A 17,266-nucleotide genomic window follows, 5' to 3' on the forward strand; every position below is an offset into this window, starting at 1 on the left:
GCTATATGCAGCGATAAACAATCCTCTGGCTGTTACATAGTTTTCAATCCTCTATACTATACAAAATCAACTAACCAAACCTTATAACCTGTAGATGTGAGCCAATCTACCATACAAAACTTTTTTCGTTATGAAACATTATCTGATTACCGGAGGTGCTGGATTTATAGGTAGTCATCTGATTGAAAAACTCCTTACCCAGGCGGATATACATATTACCTGCATTGACAATTTTGACTCCTATTACCCTGTTTTGCAGAAATTAAATAACATTGAATCATTTATAGATGACCCTCGTGTTGTTTTACTTGATGAAGACATATCACAACATGATATAGTAGTAAAGCGTATTGAAGAAAGTCGTTTTTCTCATATGCCTTTTGATGCTATTATCCATCTGGCAGCAAAAGCAGGGGTCAGAGGCAGCCTTCAGACTACCCAAGAATATTACCAGACCAATGTAATGGGTACACTCAGTATGCTGGAGATTGCCCGGAACTTTGATATACCCCAGTTTATTTTTGCTTCTTCGAGCAGTGTCTATGGTACAAACCCACGAATCCCATGGGCAGAAGAAGATCTGGAAACTATGCCGATCAGCCCTTATGCATCCAGCAAGCTGTCTGGAGAGGTAATCGGACAAGTTTATGCACACTTATATGGCATCCGATTCGTAGCCTTACGTTTCTTTACAGTATATGGACCACGTCAGCGTCCAGACCTGGCTATTCATAAGTTTACCGAGTTGATTCAACAACATCAACCTGTTCCATTATATGGTACAGGCGATACATCCCGTGATTATACCTATGTAGAAGATATCGTAGAAGGAATCAGACTGGCAATAGATTATCAGGACAGCCCCTACGAAATATTTAATTTAGGCAGTGGACAACCCATCTCTTTAAAACATATGGTTACCCATTTGGAACAGGCACTTCATATGGAAGCCATGATTGATTATCTGCCAGAACAACCTGGAGATGTACCTCAGACATTTGCAGATATAGCCAAAGCGCGTACTAAACTGGGTTACCGTGCTCATACCAGTATTGCAGAAGGTATTCAACGTTTTGTTGACTGGAAGCTAGGTCATAATCATATTCAGGAACACGACTCCTTCAACCTTACATTTTGATAGTATAAAAGTGATAACTCTGTAAGATAAAGGTTTCGGTAATCTTATGTATAGCCAAACTTCTATCTTACAGAGTTAAAAATGCATGCGTTATGAAAAGAATACTATCTACACAAATACAGAATCCCTATTGGATAGTATTGCTGCTATCTATAGTGGTCTTTGGTTTCAATGCTGGTGAGTTAATGCTATATGGGCTGGACGAAACAAAAAATGCAGAGTGTGCACGTGAAATGTTGCAGAGAAACGATTGGATTGTGCCAACATTTAACGGAGAACTACGCACAGATAAGCCTCCTCTTCATTATTATGGAATGATGATAGCGTATAAAGTACTGGGAGTAAATGAGTTTGCTGCGCGTTTCTTTTCGCTGGCATGTGGTGTTATTACTATACTATTCACCTATCGATTCACGCAGAAATATTTCAACACACGTACTGCCTGGATTGCAGCGACCATACTTCTCGCTTCAGTCCATGTATCTATCCAGTTCCGGATGTCAGTGCCTGATCCTTATCTGATTATGCTAATGAGCTTTTCGCTGATGAGTTTCTTTTATGGCTATTCACAGACACATCACAGCAAAAGCAGAAATGGATTTTTGTTATTTTATATAGGTATTGGATTAAGCATCCTATCCAAAGGTCCTGTAGGGATGCTATTACCAGGATTAATCATTTTGTTTTTTCTGATCCTGAAAGGTGACATTCATTTTTCAGATCGAAAACTGCAGTTATCTATTCTCAGCAAATTTCATATTATCCCAGGTTTGTTGCTTGTTTTGCTGATTGCTTTACCTTGGTACATTGCTGTTCATATTCAGACACAAGGAGAATGGACTGAAGGATTTTTTCTGAAACACAACCTATCCAGATATACCGCTTCGATGGAAGGCCATGGAGGCATCTTTTTGATAACTATTCTATATGTACTGGTAGGATTGCTGCCTTTTTCTGTATTTCTGCCTCAGAGCTTTCTGCTTGCCTGGAAGCAACGCAAAAACAATGATGTATTACTGTTCTCTTTGTTAGTAGTAAGTGTTATTACAGGGTTCTTTATGATCTCCAGCACTAAATTACCTAATTACACAGTTCCGGCTTATCCCTTTGCAGCTATTCTGATAGCCTATTTTCTGGATTCTGTAGTATCTACCAGACAATATCAAAAGCTTAAAGCAGGTTTGATTGTTTATCTCATACTCATGTTCATTCTGCCTATAGGTGTATATATTGCTCTGCAACAGGATGCATCTTTAAAACATCTGGCATGGTTAGCATTCTTGTTTCTTACTTTCCCACTGGGAGCAGCCACAGCATGGGTCTATTATAATCGACACAATCTTTTGATAGCTTATCATGCAGTTGTTATTTCTTTTCTGGTTACCATTGGAGTCTTATTTGGATATGCCTATCCTAAAGTAGACAAAGAAAACCCTGTAGCTCAAACACTCAGACTATTACCTAACCAACAAGTAGTTGTGGGATTTAAGCTATTCAATCCAGCCTATGTCTATTATCTGAAACGTTCAATACCTGTAATGCATGATCCAAAAGAACTCAGTCTTTTCTTACGACAGCATCCCAATGCGATTGTCATTAGCAGAGAAGAGTTTATGAATGAACTGACAGACATTGCTCATTGGAAAGTCCTTAAAAAACGCAGAGATACATTTGAATCTCCCACTACTGTACTACTACAGAAAGAACAAAGAGAGATAACACCCGAACAACTAAATCTGCCTCAGTTAACAACCAATCAAGGTAGATAATAACATATTCACATATGTCACAAATTAAACTATCATTAGTCATTACACTTCTCAATGAAGAAGACAATATAGAGCCTTTGCTCAAAAGTATTTATCAGAATCTGGAAGGAATTAACTATGAGGTGATTCTAGTGGATGATGGTTCAACGGATGCTACCGTACGAAGAATACAACAATTCGCCAGTGAAAGAGTACAAGCCTTGGTGCTACAACGCAATTATGGACAGTCCACAGCTATGGCAGCAGGTATTCACCAAGCTCAGGGAGAATATATAGTTACGCTTGATGGAGATCTGCAAAATGATCCTTCGGATATTCCAATGCTTCTACAAATGGCAGAAGACGAAGGTTGGGAATTGATTGCTGGTTATCGTAAAAACAGACAGGATGGAGCTTTATTACGCAAGATTCCCAGTAAAATTGCCAATGCACTGATTCGCAAGCTGACTGGAGTATATCTTCAGGACTATGGATGTACGCTAAAACTATTCAGAAAGGAAATTGCCAAAAACCTGGGACTATATGGCGAGTTGCATCGGTTTATACCTGTGCTGGCCAAAATGCAGGGTGCTTATATGCGGGAAGTAGCAGTAAAGCATCATCCTCGTATTCATGGTAAATCCAAGTATGGATTAGGTCGTACATTTAAAGTGATGAGTGACCTTTTGCTGATTCTGTTTTTTCAGAAATATTTTTCCAGACCAATGCACTTGTTTGGTCCTCCTGGTATTCTTTCATTCTTTTCAGGCATAGGCTTGGGATTATATCTGTTGTTTGTAAAGCTTATGGGTAATGATATTGGTGGTAGACCTTTGCTTACACTAACAGTTGTACTTCTGCTTGGTGGATTACAATTGATCACTTTTGGATTTATGGCAGAGATACAAATGCGAACGTATTATGAATCTCAACATAAACCTAATTACACAATCAAGAGAATTTATAACATTCAACAGACAGATGGAGCCAGCAAAGAAAGAAGAAACGCCAGTGAAAGCATGGCTCAAGTTACTGCTTAAGGTCAGTCTAACAGGGACTGCACTCTATCTGGTATCTTTAAAAATATCCTGGCAGCAAATCTGGCAGATCGTTCAAACAGTCCATTCTGGCTGGATGTTTGGGGCATTTGTGCTTTTTAACGCCTCAAAGATTGTTAGTGCCTTGCGTTTGCAGTATTACTGGGATGCCATAGGGTTGCGACTTTCATCAACTTATAATCTGAAACTCTATTATACAGGCATGTTTTACAACCTGTTGCTTCCCGGAGGTATAGGTGGCGATGGATATAAAGTATGGTTGTTGGGAAAGGATCAGTCGATTTCTTACAAGAAGCTAATCTCTGCCACAATTCTTGATAGAATAAGCGGATTATTTCCGCTTCAACTGCTACTTTGTCTGCTTCTGATAAAAATGGGTTTTATAGATTCCTGGTATCTGTTACTATTGGTAGTAGGCCAGATAGCTTTTTATCTGGGAGGGCAAACGCTGGTACAATTCTTTTTCAAGGATTTTACCAAAGTATATCATATTACCAATTTACTGGGAATGTTGGTTCAGATTTTGCAGGTCACATGTGCGCTCTTTATTGTTCAGGCACTGGATATTCATTCATATTATGTAGAGTATGTATTTTTATTTCTGTTATCATCAATTATGGCAGTATTACCAATTACCATTGCAGGTATAGGGGCTCGGGAAGTTGTGGGTATGCTGGGAAGTCAGTATCTGCCAGTCGACTCAGAAAAAATGATATCTCTAACACTTTTATTCTTTGCTATTACAACTATCAGTTCGCTAACAGGTATATTCCTAAAAACAGGTTTCCCCATTCAAACAATGAAAAACAATCCTTTACATAATACATTGTCCACTGAGCAAATTATTTCTGATAAATAACCGTATAAAATTAACTTTTAATTGTCTAATAGAATTAACAGTAATACCTAACTTATAAAACTATGATACAAGTGATTAAAGATCGGGTTGAGTATAACCTACAGCATCATTTTCTTATTCGCCAAACACGTGTTAATCCAGAGTATAATTTCAATAAATTGGGATTAAGTCCAATGGAAAAACTGGAACTACTATTATATATTGAAAGGGAGTTTGGCATCGAATTCTCTGAAGAGGAGATTCATTCTATTGGAACTGTATCAGACTTAATTAAACATACAGACTGGCATTACTCTCAGCAACATCATTTTCATGAGTGGTCTAATTAAACCTACCTTCATTTATATATGCCCAGCACAGATTTGTATCTGTGCTTTTTTTCTATCCAATAAAATTAATTCACTTTATATAATGCCTGGCAAATAGAGAAATGTATGTTATATACAACACAGGAAAAAGAAAATGTGCTTCGATTACTACAATCTGGACAAAATTCAGCTATAGAGCTAGGCATTGAGATAGCTCTATAGCTGGAAATCCACATTAGTGAACTTATAGTAGATACGGAGATAATTTATGAATGGATAATGACAGGAGTAGGTTATCAGGCTTGGAAAATGTCATTGGTTAATCAGTCCAAAATTACATACTCAACTCATATACTAAGTCTCTCATCATTGTACATTTCTGAAATACCTGTTCAGATCAGATATATAAATAAGCTTACAGAACTATATCTGCCAGATAATTATATCAAAGATCTTCCCTATGAAATTACAAGTATTAACCAATCTAAAACCACTAGCTAGGTCTAGCTAAGAATCAGTTAAATGGCTTACCTAACCCTCTTTTCAAACTTATTAGGTTGGAAGATTTAAATATGGAAGGAAATAAATTATAGGAAGTATCCTCTGAGATTGCAAAGCTCCAATATATGCAGACACTTAATTTACAAAAGAATCAACTCAGGTATTTGCCAGAAGCGATCAAATAACTTACTCAATTGACAGCTCTAGAACTCTCAGGCACTCCTTTCAGTATAGAGGCAATTGTGCAAATCAGAATATGGCTTCCAAAATACAACATTATCTTTCTCAAATAGAATTATAATAATCCAATACATGATTATAATATTTAACTGCTTTACAGATACATTACTAAACCAATGATTATCTTAATCCAATCACATTGATCATCTGATGACCACAAAAATTCCGGTTAATTGCCAGTTTGTATAATTGTAGTAATTATTTCGTGTCTCTACATAAATTTCAATAAAACTATCTTCTTAGTCAAGAAGCTATATACTCACTACTATTTGTCAAAGACAAATAACATTTATCCTTATTACAGCATTTTCAGGTTTCCGTTTGCAGTCACTTACATTTCTTATATATTAGCCACCTTGTATTGAAACCACCCTTTATAAAACATACAATCAGAAGCTGATAATAAATCTATGAATACACTGGATTACAATTTATCTACCAGTTATCTGGTCTGCTTCTGAATGAGTCAATTGTATTGTATAGTGTTGATTTTGCATCTATCCGGCAAACTTTTTTATGAACCACAGCCAGGAAGAACCTTCCATGCCACACATGGAGAGTAGATATGATGGTATCTCCAGTAATACTGTTTCTCAGCAGGTATTGGCTTATGCCCGTGCATTTGGAAATATCTCCTCTCAGATGGTTCATTTACATAATGCAGCTACTTTCGAATTTCTATATGTCAGTGATCACATTTCATCTCTTTTAGGTTATACATTTCAAGAACTTCACAAAGAGAAAAAGACACTTCTTTCGCTTCTTACGCCTGCTACTCCCAGAGAGTACATCTTGCCTCTTATCCAACTCTCCATACGAGATGGAATAGACCATAAACCTCAACCCTTAAACTTAAGGATTAGGCATAAAAATGGTTCGGAAAAAATACTGCAAACACAATTTACTGTATTTGAAACAGATGCCAATGGCAATCCTCATATCTTGCTATGCCTTTCTCAGGAAATAACACAGGAAGTCCAAAGTATTACGTACACTCAAGTCAGTGACGGTTATGAAATTCAGTGGGATAGTGAAATATTGATGGCGGAGGCAGAACGTATGCGCCATTTTGGAACCTGGCAGATGCATTTGCCTACAGGCCGCATTGGCTGGACAGAAGGTATGTATCATATTTTTGGTTACTCGGATCCTGCAACACGCCCAAATATTATTACGCTGGAACTGATTTTCTCTCATGTGCGTCCGGAAGAACGTCAAAAGCTTTGGGATGAAGCCCATACCAATCTGGCTAAAGGAGAAGATTATCAGGGAGAATGGATTATGGTACGAAGAAATGGAGAACAAAGAGTTTTGCTGGAACAGGTCCGTATTCTTAAGGATGCAGATAATAGGCCTGTTGTTGTGTTGGGTAGTACCTCTGATATAACAGAAGAACGTCAAATGGCCAACAACCTAAATAAGATTGAAAAATTACTTCATGAAAATGAACGGACGTTTGGCTTTGGGAGCTGGGAGTGGAGTGCAGTGACCAATAAAATAATGTGGTCGGATGGTACTCTATTGCTATTTGGGTTGGATCCAGAAGAATGGAGATACAAACTAACCTATAAGCATTCGCTGACACTTGTTGATCCCAGAGATACTGCACACACCTTACAAGTAATGGAAAAAGCTATTCTAAACAGGCAAACGTATGAGATCGAGTTTCGTCCGAGACATGGCACTCCTGAACGATGGTTACGAAGTCGTGGCGTACCAGTATATGATACAGAAGGGAAGCTGGAAAGAATTTATGGCACTACTGTTGATATTACAGCCGAACGTAAAGTACTACAGAAATTACGGGAGAACGAAGAATTACTTTCTACAGCTGAACATCTTACACGTTCAGGTAGCTGGTTATGGGATATACGAAAAAACGAAGTAACCTGGTCAAACGGGCTTTGGGAATTACTGGAATATCCGCCTGAGGAAAGAACACCTAGCGTTGCATCTCAGTTTTACTATGAACATATTCATCCCCAAGATAAAGCAGCTTTAGAACAGTCTTCCACCCATTTTCAGGAAACAGGTATACGTACTGCCTCACCCATATACCGATTGATTACAAGATCTGGACAAACCATCTATGTAAATAATAAATTACAAATAGTAGAGCAAGACACAAAAGGTAAACCCTTACGTGTAATAGGAGGAACCGCAGATGTGACCCATTTAAAAAATATTCAGATGGAATTGGAGAAAAAGGTTGAGCAACTCAATCACTCCAATGCAGAACTAGAGCAATTTGCCTATATCGCTAGTCACGACCTTCAGGAGCCCCTGCGCAAGATCGTTGCATTCTGTAATCTTCTTGTCCGCACATATCAACCCCTTTTTGATGAAACAGGTCTTATGTACCTGGATCGGATTGAATCTGCTGTTCGGCGAATGCAGCACCTGATTAGTGATCTGCTCGATTTTTCACGCATAAGTAATCGAATCAATCCCACAGAATATTCTTTTGAGCGCACAGACCTGAATCAGATAGTCCGAAATGCGCTACAGGATCTTGAGTTGGCAATTCAGCAAAAAGGTGCTCATATTACGCTGGCTGAATTACCGACTGTAGAGGTGATTCCTTCTCAGCTTGAAAGGTTGTTTCTAAACCTGATTGGCAATTCGCTTAAATTCAGCCGTCCTGAAGTAAGCCCTCAAATACATATATATACCAAACCTGTTGATGATTCCAGTATAAAAAAATACTCCCTGAATAAGGAGCAGAATTATGTTTCTATAGTGGTAGAAGACAATGGCATTGGCTTCGAACCAGAATATACAGAACAAATCTTTGCTATTTTCCGTCGCCTACATAGCAAAACAGAATACGAAGGTACAGGCATCGGCTTGGCTACCTGCCGAAAAATTGTAGAAACACATCAGGGATATATCAAAGCAGATGGAACGCTAGGTAGAGGTGCTTGCTTTTCCATTATTCTCCCAATCAGGCAAGAATAAGACTATTTATTACTCTTCTTACCAGATCCGAATACAATCTGTATTTTCTCTCATCCAATAAATCGTTGCAAACTTACAAAAATGTGAGTTACCTGTTCTCCTTTTTCAGACAGATGGTACTCTATATGCAAAGGTTTTTCCTTTACTACAGTCTTTGTCAGAAGTCCAGCTTCTTCCAACTCTCTTAAAGCGACAGCCACAGACTGCTTGCTGGAACCAGGTAGTTGACGCAACAGGCTATTGAACCGCAGTGGCCCTTGTATAGCCAAACGAAAAATCTGAGGTTTCCACTTCCCTGAAATTATCTTTAGAATGCCTTCAGCAGGACAATGTTCCGAATTTTCTTTTAAATGTAGAGTAGTCATCTTTTGTTGACTTATTGTACCTGGAATGAATTTGTTACAGCTTTGCAAAAACAAATTTACTTATCCAATTTCATAAAACTATGACAAGCTTAAGCATGCAACATCTGTTTGAACCGATATCGTTCCATGGTATCACATTATCTAATCGTATTGTAATGGCTCCTATGACTCGTTCCCGTGCAATTGGTTCCATACCTAACGACTTAATGGCTACTTACTATACCCAGCGAGTGTCTGCTGGTCTGATTATCACAGAAGGCGTCTCTCCCTCACCTAATGGATTAGGTTATGCTCGTATACCAGGCATCTATACAAATGAACAAATTGAAGGGTGGAAAAAGACCACAAAAAGTGTGCATCAACAGAATGGAAAGATTTTTATTCAGTTTATGCATGTGGGCAGAATCGCTCATCCAGCCAACATGCCTGAGAAATCAAAAATACTTGCTCCTTCAGCGATAGCAGCTCAGGGACAAATGTGGACAGACACTCAAGGTATGCAACCTTTTCCAGTACCTATTGCCATGAGTCAATCAGAGGTTGCCGAAACTATTCAAGAGTTCGCTCAAGCGGCAGAAAATGCGATCCGGGCAGGATTTGATGGTGTGGAATTACATGGAGCGAATGGGTATCTGCTTGAACAATTTTTAAACCCATATACCAACACACGTAATGACTCCTATGGTGGTAGTATTGAAAATAGATGTCGCTTTGTACTGGAAGTAACGCAAGCTGTAATTAGCCGCGTTGGAAAAGACAAAGTTGGTGTACGGATTTCTCCTTTCAGCACGTTCAATGACATGCCAGCTTATTCAGAAACTGTTGCTACGTATGATTATCTGTCACAAGAATTCAATAAACTGGATATAGCCTATCTGCATGTAGTAGAGTATGCAGCACGAGCAACGGAAGAAGGCCAGCAACTTAGTAAGACTATTCGCAACAATTTTAAAGGAACTTTAGTACTCAATGGTGGGTATACAGGCACCAAAGCAGAAGAAGCGATAACAACCAAACAGGCAGATCTGGTATCTTTTGGATCAGCCTTTATAGCAAACCCTGATCTCCCCTATAGGTTGCAACATGGTATTCCATTGGCACAGCCAGATTCCAACACATTCTATACAGCAGATGAAAAAGGCTACACAGACTATCCTGTTAGCGAAGCTTCTGCTTATACAGCTTAGAGAATAAGTGGCAGTGCATTTTAATAATAGAGTGTACTGCTTTACTATTTCTTTTTCTGGGCATCTTTCCAGATTGGAACATAATCGTATGTAGGATAAAACTCTGTTTCAAATGCACCCCATGCACCTCTTTCAATAGAAAGATTGAGTGTACGTAATTCATGCGCAGGTATTTTTACGGTTACCACCTGTCCTATACCCATCATCACATACCAGGATACAACCCGTGCACATTTTGGAGGGAATTGCTCTGCAAACTTGTTCTTTCGCTGAATAGCTTGCAAAGAATCCAGATTTTTATCCTGCTGGTGTTTGAGAAAGATAGTAATCATGATACTATCACTTACAGACTTGGTTTGTTGTCCAAAGGCCGCCAGCGACAAAAACACAACAAAAAGGAAAATCAGCATTGATTTCATATAGTATAGTGATTTGTGTTATACATAACCTTAGCGCATTGTGCACTATAAACGACCCGCTTTCAATACATCATCTATGATAATCAGATATTCACCTGATGTTCCCAGTGTATCAGCAAAAGCTACCTTATCTATTATGGCTAGAGACGTTTGTGTTGTGTGCCCAACAATCTGTATATATCCGTCCAGTTTATCTGCAAGCAGGCTAGCTGGCCGCACCCATGTAGGAGGTTGTGTTATATCATCTCCTGAAAAGTCACAATTAGGACCAACTGTAAACCGAAATGCATCAGGCTGTTTTCTAAATAGTTTATTCACAAAGTCACACACCATATCACTTTGTACATACTCTTCCCCAAACTGACTTTGGTACCATGTCTTGGTTACTCCAGAATGACTGAACAAAAATGAGTGCATAGAAAAACACATTTGCATCAGATTTTTTTGCAAAGCATTATGAATTATCTCCTGAATAGGCTTCTGACAAGAGTACCGAAATCCCGAATATTGTTCATTTATAATATAATGTAGATCATGATTTCCAAAAAGAAGTACTACCTTTTCAGAAAATCGCTCTTTAAAAGATAGAATTGATTCAAAGTTTCGAAGTTCTTCAGAACACGTTATATCCTCTCGTGAATCAAAATAATCACCCAGAAAGATAATTCTGTCTGCCCTCTCTTTAGCAACTATCTTTTTCCAGATAGTGCGTCCGTGTATATCTCCGATTGCCAGTAGTTTCATCTGATTGAAGTTGTCATTTGATTCACCTGGAGTTTCAGGAATTTCTGGCGTATTCAGCAAGTGTAATCTCCGGCTTACCTAACAGGTCCCAGGTTCTCTGAGCTTCAAATTTCTCAGGATACTGATTAAGTGCCTCTATAATATTTGCTCCATAATTCAGCGTATTGGAAAATTTCCCTAAAAAACGAAGAACTTTCATTGGTAACTTCAAAATATATATTTTGGCTTTGGAATAATTATCAGCAACTATCCGGGCAGCTTCATCCGCTGTAAATCCTTCAAGTCCCTGCACAATGTAATCCTGACTGCCATTATTTATTGTGAAAGCTTTTACCACTTGTCGGGCGTAATCCTTGCCAGCAATCAGATACATTGGAAACAACGAATTACCTGCCAAGTTGATACGATTACCTTGACGGTATGCTCCTTTGTCGAAACTTTCCATAAAAGTAGAAGGATAAAAAATAGAATAGCTTAATCCGCTTTCTTTGATAGATTGCACCGCTTTTTCTTTAATCTCAAAAACCCACCAATTAAATCCATTGTGCCCTTGGTAGAAGTGCACCAGAGAAGATAAATAACCTATATGGGAAACAGAAGACTGTTTTGCAACCGCAAGAATAGTTTGTAAACCTTCTCGTTCTGGCTGGAAGTCTTTTTTTCTACTTTTGGGAGTAACAGAAAGATTCAAATACAAGGCATCTTGTCCTTCTTGTAATAACTCTTTTATACTGTCCGCATTCTTTATATCTCCTTCAACAAGTCGTACAGCAGACCCAAAGATGTTGCTGGCTTTTCTACTATTACGTACCAGGAGAGACACTTCAAATCCTTGTTCAATAAATGCCTTTGTGACAGGTTGTCCCAACATTCCAGTCGAGCCTATAATCGCAACTTTGTGCATCGAAGTAATAAATTATCTCTTCTATCAAAAATAGAAATTTTATCCTGAGACATGGTACTCTCTTCACAAATACATTGCTTTATATAGTAACAACTTAGATTTATTCTCATATATGGTAACTTATTAACATCCAATTATTTCCTTTTTGTAAACAATCGGCCTGGCTCTTGACACAGGAAATAAAAATCTCTATTTTGCCATCGTTCATCAATCTCAACCCATTTTTGCTATGAATATCAATCTTGCTGTTGACAAAAGCTACGAAGGAAAAACTTTCAACGAAGTAGCAAATGCACCTGTATCAGCTCTGTCTGGTGTAACTGAAAAAGATGCCCAACTTTTAGAACAAGCCTTTGGCGTTAAAACAGTAAGCGATCTTGCTAAATTGAAGTATGTTCGCTGGGCACAAGCCATTGTGACACTTGCTGAAACAGAACAATAATTAGCAAAGAAGACTTTTTCCTAAAAATAAAATCACCTGTCAGTTACTATCCTACTAGTTCTATCCTACTAGATTTTAGCTGACAGGTGATTTTATTTTTTTATTCCCGGTATATTTTATAAACTCATCGAATCTCGAACTGATAATTACCAGACTGCAGTTGATAATTGGCTTGATTTTCGGATAGATTTACAATTGTGATATCCTGAGAATTTACTTTTATCTGTGTCCTACCTTCGTATATCTTGTTCCCCTTCTTTATAGGAAGTGTCAATGTAGCAGTTGCATTAGGTGGTACAACAACCTGATAAGTAATCTTTTTTCCTGATCGTTTCCAGGAAGACGCAATCTTTCCATAGGGACTTTCATGTGTTGCTTCAAACTGATTCAATCCTTCTGTGAAATGAGGTTCCAATAGTATATTTTTAAAACCTGGTTGCTTAGGATCTGGCTTTATACCTCCTAAACCTTTATACAACCAGGCTCCAATCTCTCCAAACATAATATGATTCAGTGAAATGTCTGACTGAGCATCAATAGCCCAGTTTTCGTATAGTGTAGTAGCGCCATTTACAATCCACCAACCCCAGGAAGGATAACTTTCCTGAGCAGCAACTTTATAGGCAATATCTGCATATCCATTTTCACTCAAGGCATTTAATAATGTCTTTGTACCCAGCAAGCCTACATCCAGATGGAAATTATCAGCCTCAACCCGTTTTGCCAGATTAGCAGCTACTTTGCTTTTGAGTGACTCCGGAACTATTCCCCATTGCAGAGGAGCACTTAGCTCGGTTTGTAGTCCACTGCCATAGATTCCGGTTTCCTTATTCAGATACTTGGCATTGATCGCATTCTGGATTTTTGTTGCCAGTGCCTGATAGTATAGTGCATCATCAGACTTACCCAATATATTGGCAGCTTTAGCCAGGATAGAAGCATCTACATAATAATAAATGGAGGATGTTAACTCTACCGGAGACTGTGACTTCACAGGCACCCAATCTCCTAATCCCCAGGAGGTAAGTCCGGAAGGGCTCATCTGCTCAATGTGATTGACATATCGTTTAATATTGTCATAGCAATCGTTTAGCAACCGGGGATCACCATAGAACAAATAAATATTCCAGGGAATAATAGCAATAGTACTGGTCCAGTCGGGTCCGTTGGCCCATTGATATCCCCAGCCACTGGTAGGAATAATGGCAGGTAATACGCCATTGGCTTGTTGTTCATCGCGATGGTCAGCCAGCCATTTTTCATAAATCGTAATTCCATCAAATCCATATAATCCGGTTTCGATAGCAATGTGTGCATCTCCAGTCCAGCCATTTTTTTCGCGTTGCGGACAGTCTGTAGGATAGCCAAACAGGTTAGATAAATAAGCATTATTGGTAGCCCAGCTAATTTTGTCTATTACCGGGTTTGAAGATTTGATAGTACCTACCACAGGTACATCACTATGCATAAAATATCCTGTCAGGCTGGATTGTGTCAGTGTAACAGGAGTGGTACTGGTTACTTCTACATACTGAAATCCTTTGTAGTTGAAGTAAGGCATAAACGATTCTTCACCTGAACCTTTTAATGTAAAAATATCAGTCTGAAAAGGATCAGACTGATCTGTTGGACGATAGTGTACATCAATATTTGACATGTCTACATGTCCATTAGGATATAAGCGTTCACCATGTTTCAGTCGTAGCACAGTACCAGATGGGCCTTTTACTTGTATTCGACTTACTCCGGCAATGTTACGTCCCAGATCAAAGACATAGGTAGTATCATTCAGCCGTTTGACACTTTTTGCAGGGATGGTTTCTACATTTCGGATAGGATGCAATACCTGTGCAACGATATTTTGTGAAGGTGCAGCCCGAAGTTCTATTTCGTTCCATTTTGAATCGTCAAAAGCAGCAGTATTCCAGCTTGGTTGTTCGAGACGAGCATCATAGTGTTCAGCGGTATAAATGCTATTAAATATCAAAGGACTCAACGAAGTTTTCCAGTCTGCACCTGAGGATACGGTTTCAACCGATCCATCTTCATAGGTAATCCGCATATCCAGACAGAAGGTAGGTCTACCACGCCAAGGGGCCTGATGAAAATACCATACAGCTGTAGACTGATGGTTATACCAACCATTACCTAATAATACACCTACTGCATTTTTCCCATTCTGCAGATGAGAGGTTACATCATAGGTAACATACAAAGTCCGGCGGTCAAATCGTGTATACATGGGGTCTAGTCGATGGTTTCCAACTTTTTTGCCATTGATAGAGAGTTCATATAATCCTCCAACCGCAATGTAAGCTCGTGCAGATTTTATTTTCTTAATGATCTCAAATGTCTTTCTGAAATACGGAGCAGGTTTTCGTGTTACATCATGTCCATCACTAATCCATGCACCCTGCCAGTTTTTGGAATCCATTATGCCTGTTTCAAAAGAAGTAACAGCAGAAGAGCCTATTTTCTCATGGTTTCTGCCCCACACTTCCACCAACCAAAAATATTTAGTAAAAGGAGTTAAGGATTTCCCACTGTATGCTACCAATTGTACATCGCCCTTGCTCTCACCTGAATCCCATATACTTCCCTCACCTTTGCTAACAGCAACCGAATCTGTCCCAACCAGAATACGATACGCTGTTTGCTGAACACCTCGCTTATCAGTATTCAATTGCCAGGTTAATCGGGGATGTATAGCATCAATCCCAATTGGATTAATCAGATATTCACATTTTAAAGAGACTGCTCCTGGAAAATTTGCAGCTCTGGACAATAGTGGAAACCAGGAAAAAACTACAATAAGAACACAAATTGCCAAAATAGGTTTGTTATACTTTTTCATTAATAATAAATAGATGATAGAACGTAGACTATTAAAATGCACAGACTTTTATCAAATGTTATTGCTATATAGGTACCACGACACCCAAAACGCACCTGATTTGTTCCTAAATCGCAAACAATAACTTAAAAGGCAGTATTGCACAACCTTTTAGATCACATATACAACGTTTATCCCACATAATATATAACAGTATTCTATACATAGCTTTTAGCTATCTTCCGAGTATTATTGTCAAACTTTCACTCAAAAGCACTATCAGTGCTAAGATTTAGTAAAACTCCATCTATCGACAAAATATGATAAAAAATTTTACGCTACTATCCTGTTGTGTAGGTACTCTTCTTTGTCCTCCTGTAAGGATCTTGTGAAAAGACCAGCGGACGCTGGATTTAGAGTGCATTTTTTCTCACAGAAAGCAAACATAACTTTGTTTGTCAAAAGATTCTTCCAGAAGGACAACAACGCAGGGGCCTTTCAGAAGACAAAAAAAAGGTGAAGAAAAAGACTAGATAGTAGTGAACAACTACATTTTACCAAATTCATTTATATATAAATCAACTATGGGATTATTTTCAAAATTATTTGGTACTAAAGAAAATACACCAAAACGACAAGTATTGGAAAAAGAATCTGGTGAAAAGGAAAAAGATTCAGGCACGTCTTGTATGCTACTGTATGAATCTATTCCACAATTTGATGCAAAATCACTGGAATCTCGCATTCAGAAACGATTAGGAGGTGTTGTCTCTGCTATTTCTTGCTCTGCAGATCTGGAAGGAATGACAGCCTTACTAAGTTTGGAAGAAGACCAGATTATACTGGCAGGATTATACTTTTCTTATCCCAAAGATGTTCTGGATACAGTATTGCAGGTCTGTCACTTTTCACAAGAAGCCAAACAAACATTTTACCAGAGCCAGGCACATATTTTCCTTACTTACCGTAGCACCACTGTATCTCCACATCTTCAGTATGACCGCCTCTATCAGAGTATAGGCTGTCTGCAGGAAGAAGACAATCAGGCTATTGGCGTTATACAGGAATCTGCTATGACTGCCCATCCGATAGATTTTCTTTCGGCTATCGAATCGGAGCGAAAGGATCTGCTGGCTGGTAAATCCATGCCTTTCATGTCATGGATTGCCTGGACAGGAGGTTGTGTCAAATATATTCTGGACCAAAACACCATCTGGTTTGTAACGAAAGGAAACCACAATTTTGGGCTACCCGAGTTTGCCTTCAAAGGACGTCCGGACCAGGGTAACTCTACTATGCAGATCTTTAATGCACTTTTTGCGTATATGTATTTTTATAAAGCAGTACTAGCTCCCGGACATACAGCAGACCTAGCAGGGTTGTCGCTGAAATTCTCAGCAGTTGAAGAATACAAAGATCTATTTACTGGTAAATATGGCACTTTAGTCGTATCATTCAGATAATACTATTCTTTTACAAACTTTCTCAGCTTCTTCAGGAATAGGAGACATCTCTTCTATTCCTATCTATGTTCCCTCTGTTTACGCGCAGATTCCTTCCCT

Annotated in this window: 14 protein-coding genes; 9 read left to right on the forward strand and 5 right to left on the reverse strand. The window is 38.6% G+C overall.

Annotation, left to right across the window (positions count from 1 at the left end; genetic code table 11):
• Window positions 1–130 precede the first annotated feature (130 nt).
• The 6 genes from QNI22_RS20475 (at window position 131) to QNI22_RS20500 (ending at window position 8,810) form a co-directional block, all read left to right on the forward strand.
• A complete protein-coding gene (locus QNI22_RS20475) occupies window positions 131–1,138 on the forward strand; it encodes a GDP-mannose 4,6-dehydratase (RefSeq protein ID WP_314513544.1) in 1,008 nt (335 codons plus the stop codon).
• 92 nt (window positions 1,139–1,230) lie between these two features.
• Entirely contained in the window at window positions 1,231–2,907 is a 1,677-nt protein-coding gene (locus QNI22_RS20480) for an ArnT family glycosyltransferase (RefSeq protein WP_314513546.1), read from the forward strand.
• A gap of 14 nt (window positions 2,908–2,921) precedes the next feature.
• Window positions 2,922–3,926, forward strand: coding sequence for a glycosyltransferase family 2 protein (locus QNI22_RS20485; RefSeq protein ID WP_314513548.1), 1,005 nt, complete (start codon window positions 2,922–2,924; stop codon window positions 3,924–3,926).
• Window positions 3,868–4,803, forward strand: a complete 936-nt coding sequence (locus QNI22_RS20490; protein WP_314513550.1) for a lysylphosphatidylglycerol synthase transmembrane domain-containing protein — start codon at window positions 3,868–3,870, stop codon at window positions 4,801–4,803. Before QNI22_RS20485 ends, QNI22_RS20490 begins: the two co-directional genes overlap by 59 nt.
• 62 nt (window positions 4,804–4,865) lie before the next feature.
• Entirely contained in the window at window positions 4,866–5,132 is a 267-nt protein-coding gene (locus QNI22_RS20495; protein ID WP_313987985.1) for an acyl carrier protein, read from the forward strand.
• A gap of 1,236 nt (window positions 5,133–6,368) precedes the next feature.
• Window positions 6,369–8,810, forward strand: coding sequence for a PAS domain-containing protein (locus tag QNI22_RS20500; RefSeq protein WP_314513553.1), 2,442 nt, complete (start codon window positions 6,369–6,371; stop codon window positions 8,808–8,810).
• 50 nt (window positions 8,811–8,860) lie between these two features.
• On the opposite strand, the gene QNI22_RS20505 is transcribed toward QNI22_RS20500, so the two are convergent.
• Window positions 8,861–9,175 carry a winged helix-turn-helix transcriptional regulator gene (locus QNI22_RS20505; RefSeq protein ID WP_313987979.1) on the reverse strand — a complete coding sequence of 105 codons (315 nt, stop codon included), beginning with the start codon at window positions 9,173–9,175 and terminating at the stop codon, window positions 8,861–8,863.
• Window positions 9,176–9,255: 80 nt separating this feature from the next.
• Here QNI22_RS20505 and QNI22_RS20510 point away from each other — a divergent pair, with 80 nt between their 5' ends.
• On the forward strand, window positions 9,256–10,362 hold the full coding sequence (locus QNI22_RS20510; protein ID WP_314513555.1) for an alkene reductase: 1,107 nt from the start codon (window positions 9,256–9,258) through the stop codon (window positions 10,360–10,362).
• Between the two features lie 44 nt (window positions 10,363–10,406).
• On the opposite strand, the gene QNI22_RS20515 is transcribed toward QNI22_RS20510, so the two are convergent.
• Genes QNI22_RS20515 through QNI22_RS20525 form a run of 3 tightly spaced genes read right to left on the reverse strand, consistent with a single transcriptional unit; the run spans window position 10,407 to window position 12,429 of the window.
• On the reverse strand, window positions 10,407–10,781 hold the full coding sequence (locus QNI22_RS20515; RefSeq protein ID WP_314513557.1) for a hypothetical protein: 375 nt from the start codon (window positions 10,779–10,781) through the stop codon (window positions 10,407–10,409).
• 45 nt (window positions 10,782–10,826) lie between these two features.
• Window positions 10,827–11,585, reverse strand: coding sequence for a metallophosphoesterase (locus QNI22_RS20520; protein ID WP_314513559.1), 759 nt, complete (start codon window positions 11,583–11,585; stop codon window positions 10,827–10,829).
• Window positions 11,560–12,429 (reverse strand): SDR family oxidoreductase, encoded by an 870-nt coding sequence (locus QNI22_RS20525; RefSeq protein WP_314513561.1) that lies wholly within the window; start codon window positions 12,427–12,429, stop codon window positions 11,560–11,562. Before QNI22_RS20525 ends, QNI22_RS20520 begins: the two co-directional genes overlap by 26 nt.
• Window positions 12,430–12,658: 229 nt before the next feature.
• Between QNI22_RS20525 and QNI22_RS20530 the strand changes: the two genes are divergently transcribed.
• Window positions 12,659–12,871, forward strand: a complete 213-nt coding sequence (locus tag QNI22_RS20530; protein ID WP_313987964.1) for a hypothetical protein — start codon at window positions 12,659–12,661, stop codon at window positions 12,869–12,871.
• A 124-nt stretch (window positions 12,872–12,995) separates the two neighbouring features.
• On the opposite strand, the gene QNI22_RS20535 is transcribed toward QNI22_RS20530, so the two are convergent.
• A complete protein-coding gene (locus QNI22_RS20535; protein WP_314513563.1) occupies window positions 12,996–15,725 on the reverse strand; it encodes a glycoside hydrolase family 78 protein in 2,730 nt (909 codons plus the stop codon).
• A 563-nt stretch (window positions 15,726–16,288) separates the two neighbouring features.
• Between QNI22_RS20535 and QNI22_RS20540 the strand changes: the two genes are divergently transcribed.
• Window positions 16,289–17,167, forward strand: a complete 879-nt coding sequence (locus QNI22_RS20540; protein WP_314513565.1) for a hypothetical protein — start codon at window positions 16,289–16,291, stop codon at window positions 17,165–17,167.
• The last annotated feature ends 99 nt before the right edge of the window (window positions 17,168–17,266 follow it).

The organism is Xanthocytophaga agilis (genome assembly GCF_030068605.1).
In the GTDB taxonomy this organism is placed as follows: Bacteria; Bacteroidota; Bacteroidia; order Cytophagales; family 172606-1; genus Xanthocytophaga; species Xanthocytophaga agilis.

Bases quoted from the DNA above. Each gene is read 5' to 3' on its own strand.
- QNI22_RS20475 (WP_314513544.1), top strand. From the start codon at position 131: ATGAAACATTATCTGATTACCGGAGGTGCTGGATTTATAGGTAGTCAT.
- QNI22_RS20480 (WP_314513546.1), top strand. From the start codon at position 1,231: ATGAAAAGAATACTATCTACACAAATACAGAATCCCTATTGGATAGTA.
- QNI22_RS20485 (WP_314513548.1), top strand. From the start codon at position 2,922: ATGTCACAAATTAAACTATCATTAGTCATTACACTTCTCAATGAAGAA.
- QNI22_RS20490 (WP_314513550.1), top strand. From the start codon at position 3,868: ATGGAGCCAGCAAAGAAAGAAGAAACGCCAGTGAAAGCATGGCTCAAG.
- QNI22_RS20495 (WP_313987985.1), top strand. From the start codon at position 4,866: ATGATACAAGTGATTAAAGATCGGGTTGAGTATAACCTACAGCATCAT.
- QNI22_RS20500 (WP_314513553.1), top strand. From the start codon at position 6,369: ATGAACCACAGCCAGGAAGAACCTTCCATGCCACACATGGAGAGTAGA.
- QNI22_RS20505 (WP_313987979.1), bottom strand. From the start codon at position 9,175: ATGACTACTCTACATTTAAAAGAAAATTCGGAACATTGTCCTGCTGAA.
- QNI22_RS20510 (WP_314513555.1), top strand. From the start codon at position 9,256: ATGACAAGCTTAAGCATGCAACATCTGTTTGAACCGATATCGTTCCAT.
- QNI22_RS20515 (WP_314513557.1), bottom strand. From the start codon at position 10,781: ATGAAATCAATGCTGATTTTCCTTTTTGTTGTGTTTTTGTCGCTGGCG.
- QNI22_RS20525 (WP_314513561.1), bottom strand. From the start codon at position 12,429: ATGCACAAAGTTGCGATTATAGGCTCGACTGGAATGTTGGGACAACCT.
- QNI22_RS20530 (WP_313987964.1), top strand. From the start codon at position 12,659: ATGAATATCAATCTTGCTGTTGACAAAAGCTACGAAGGAAAAACTTTC.
- QNI22_RS20535 (WP_314513563.1), bottom strand. From the start codon at position 15,725: ATGAAAAAGTATAACAAACCTATTTTGGCAATTTGTGTTCTTATTGTA.
- QNI22_RS20540 (WP_314513565.1), top strand. From the start codon at position 16,289: ATGGGATTATTTTCAAAATTATTTGGTACTAAAGAAAATACACCAAAA.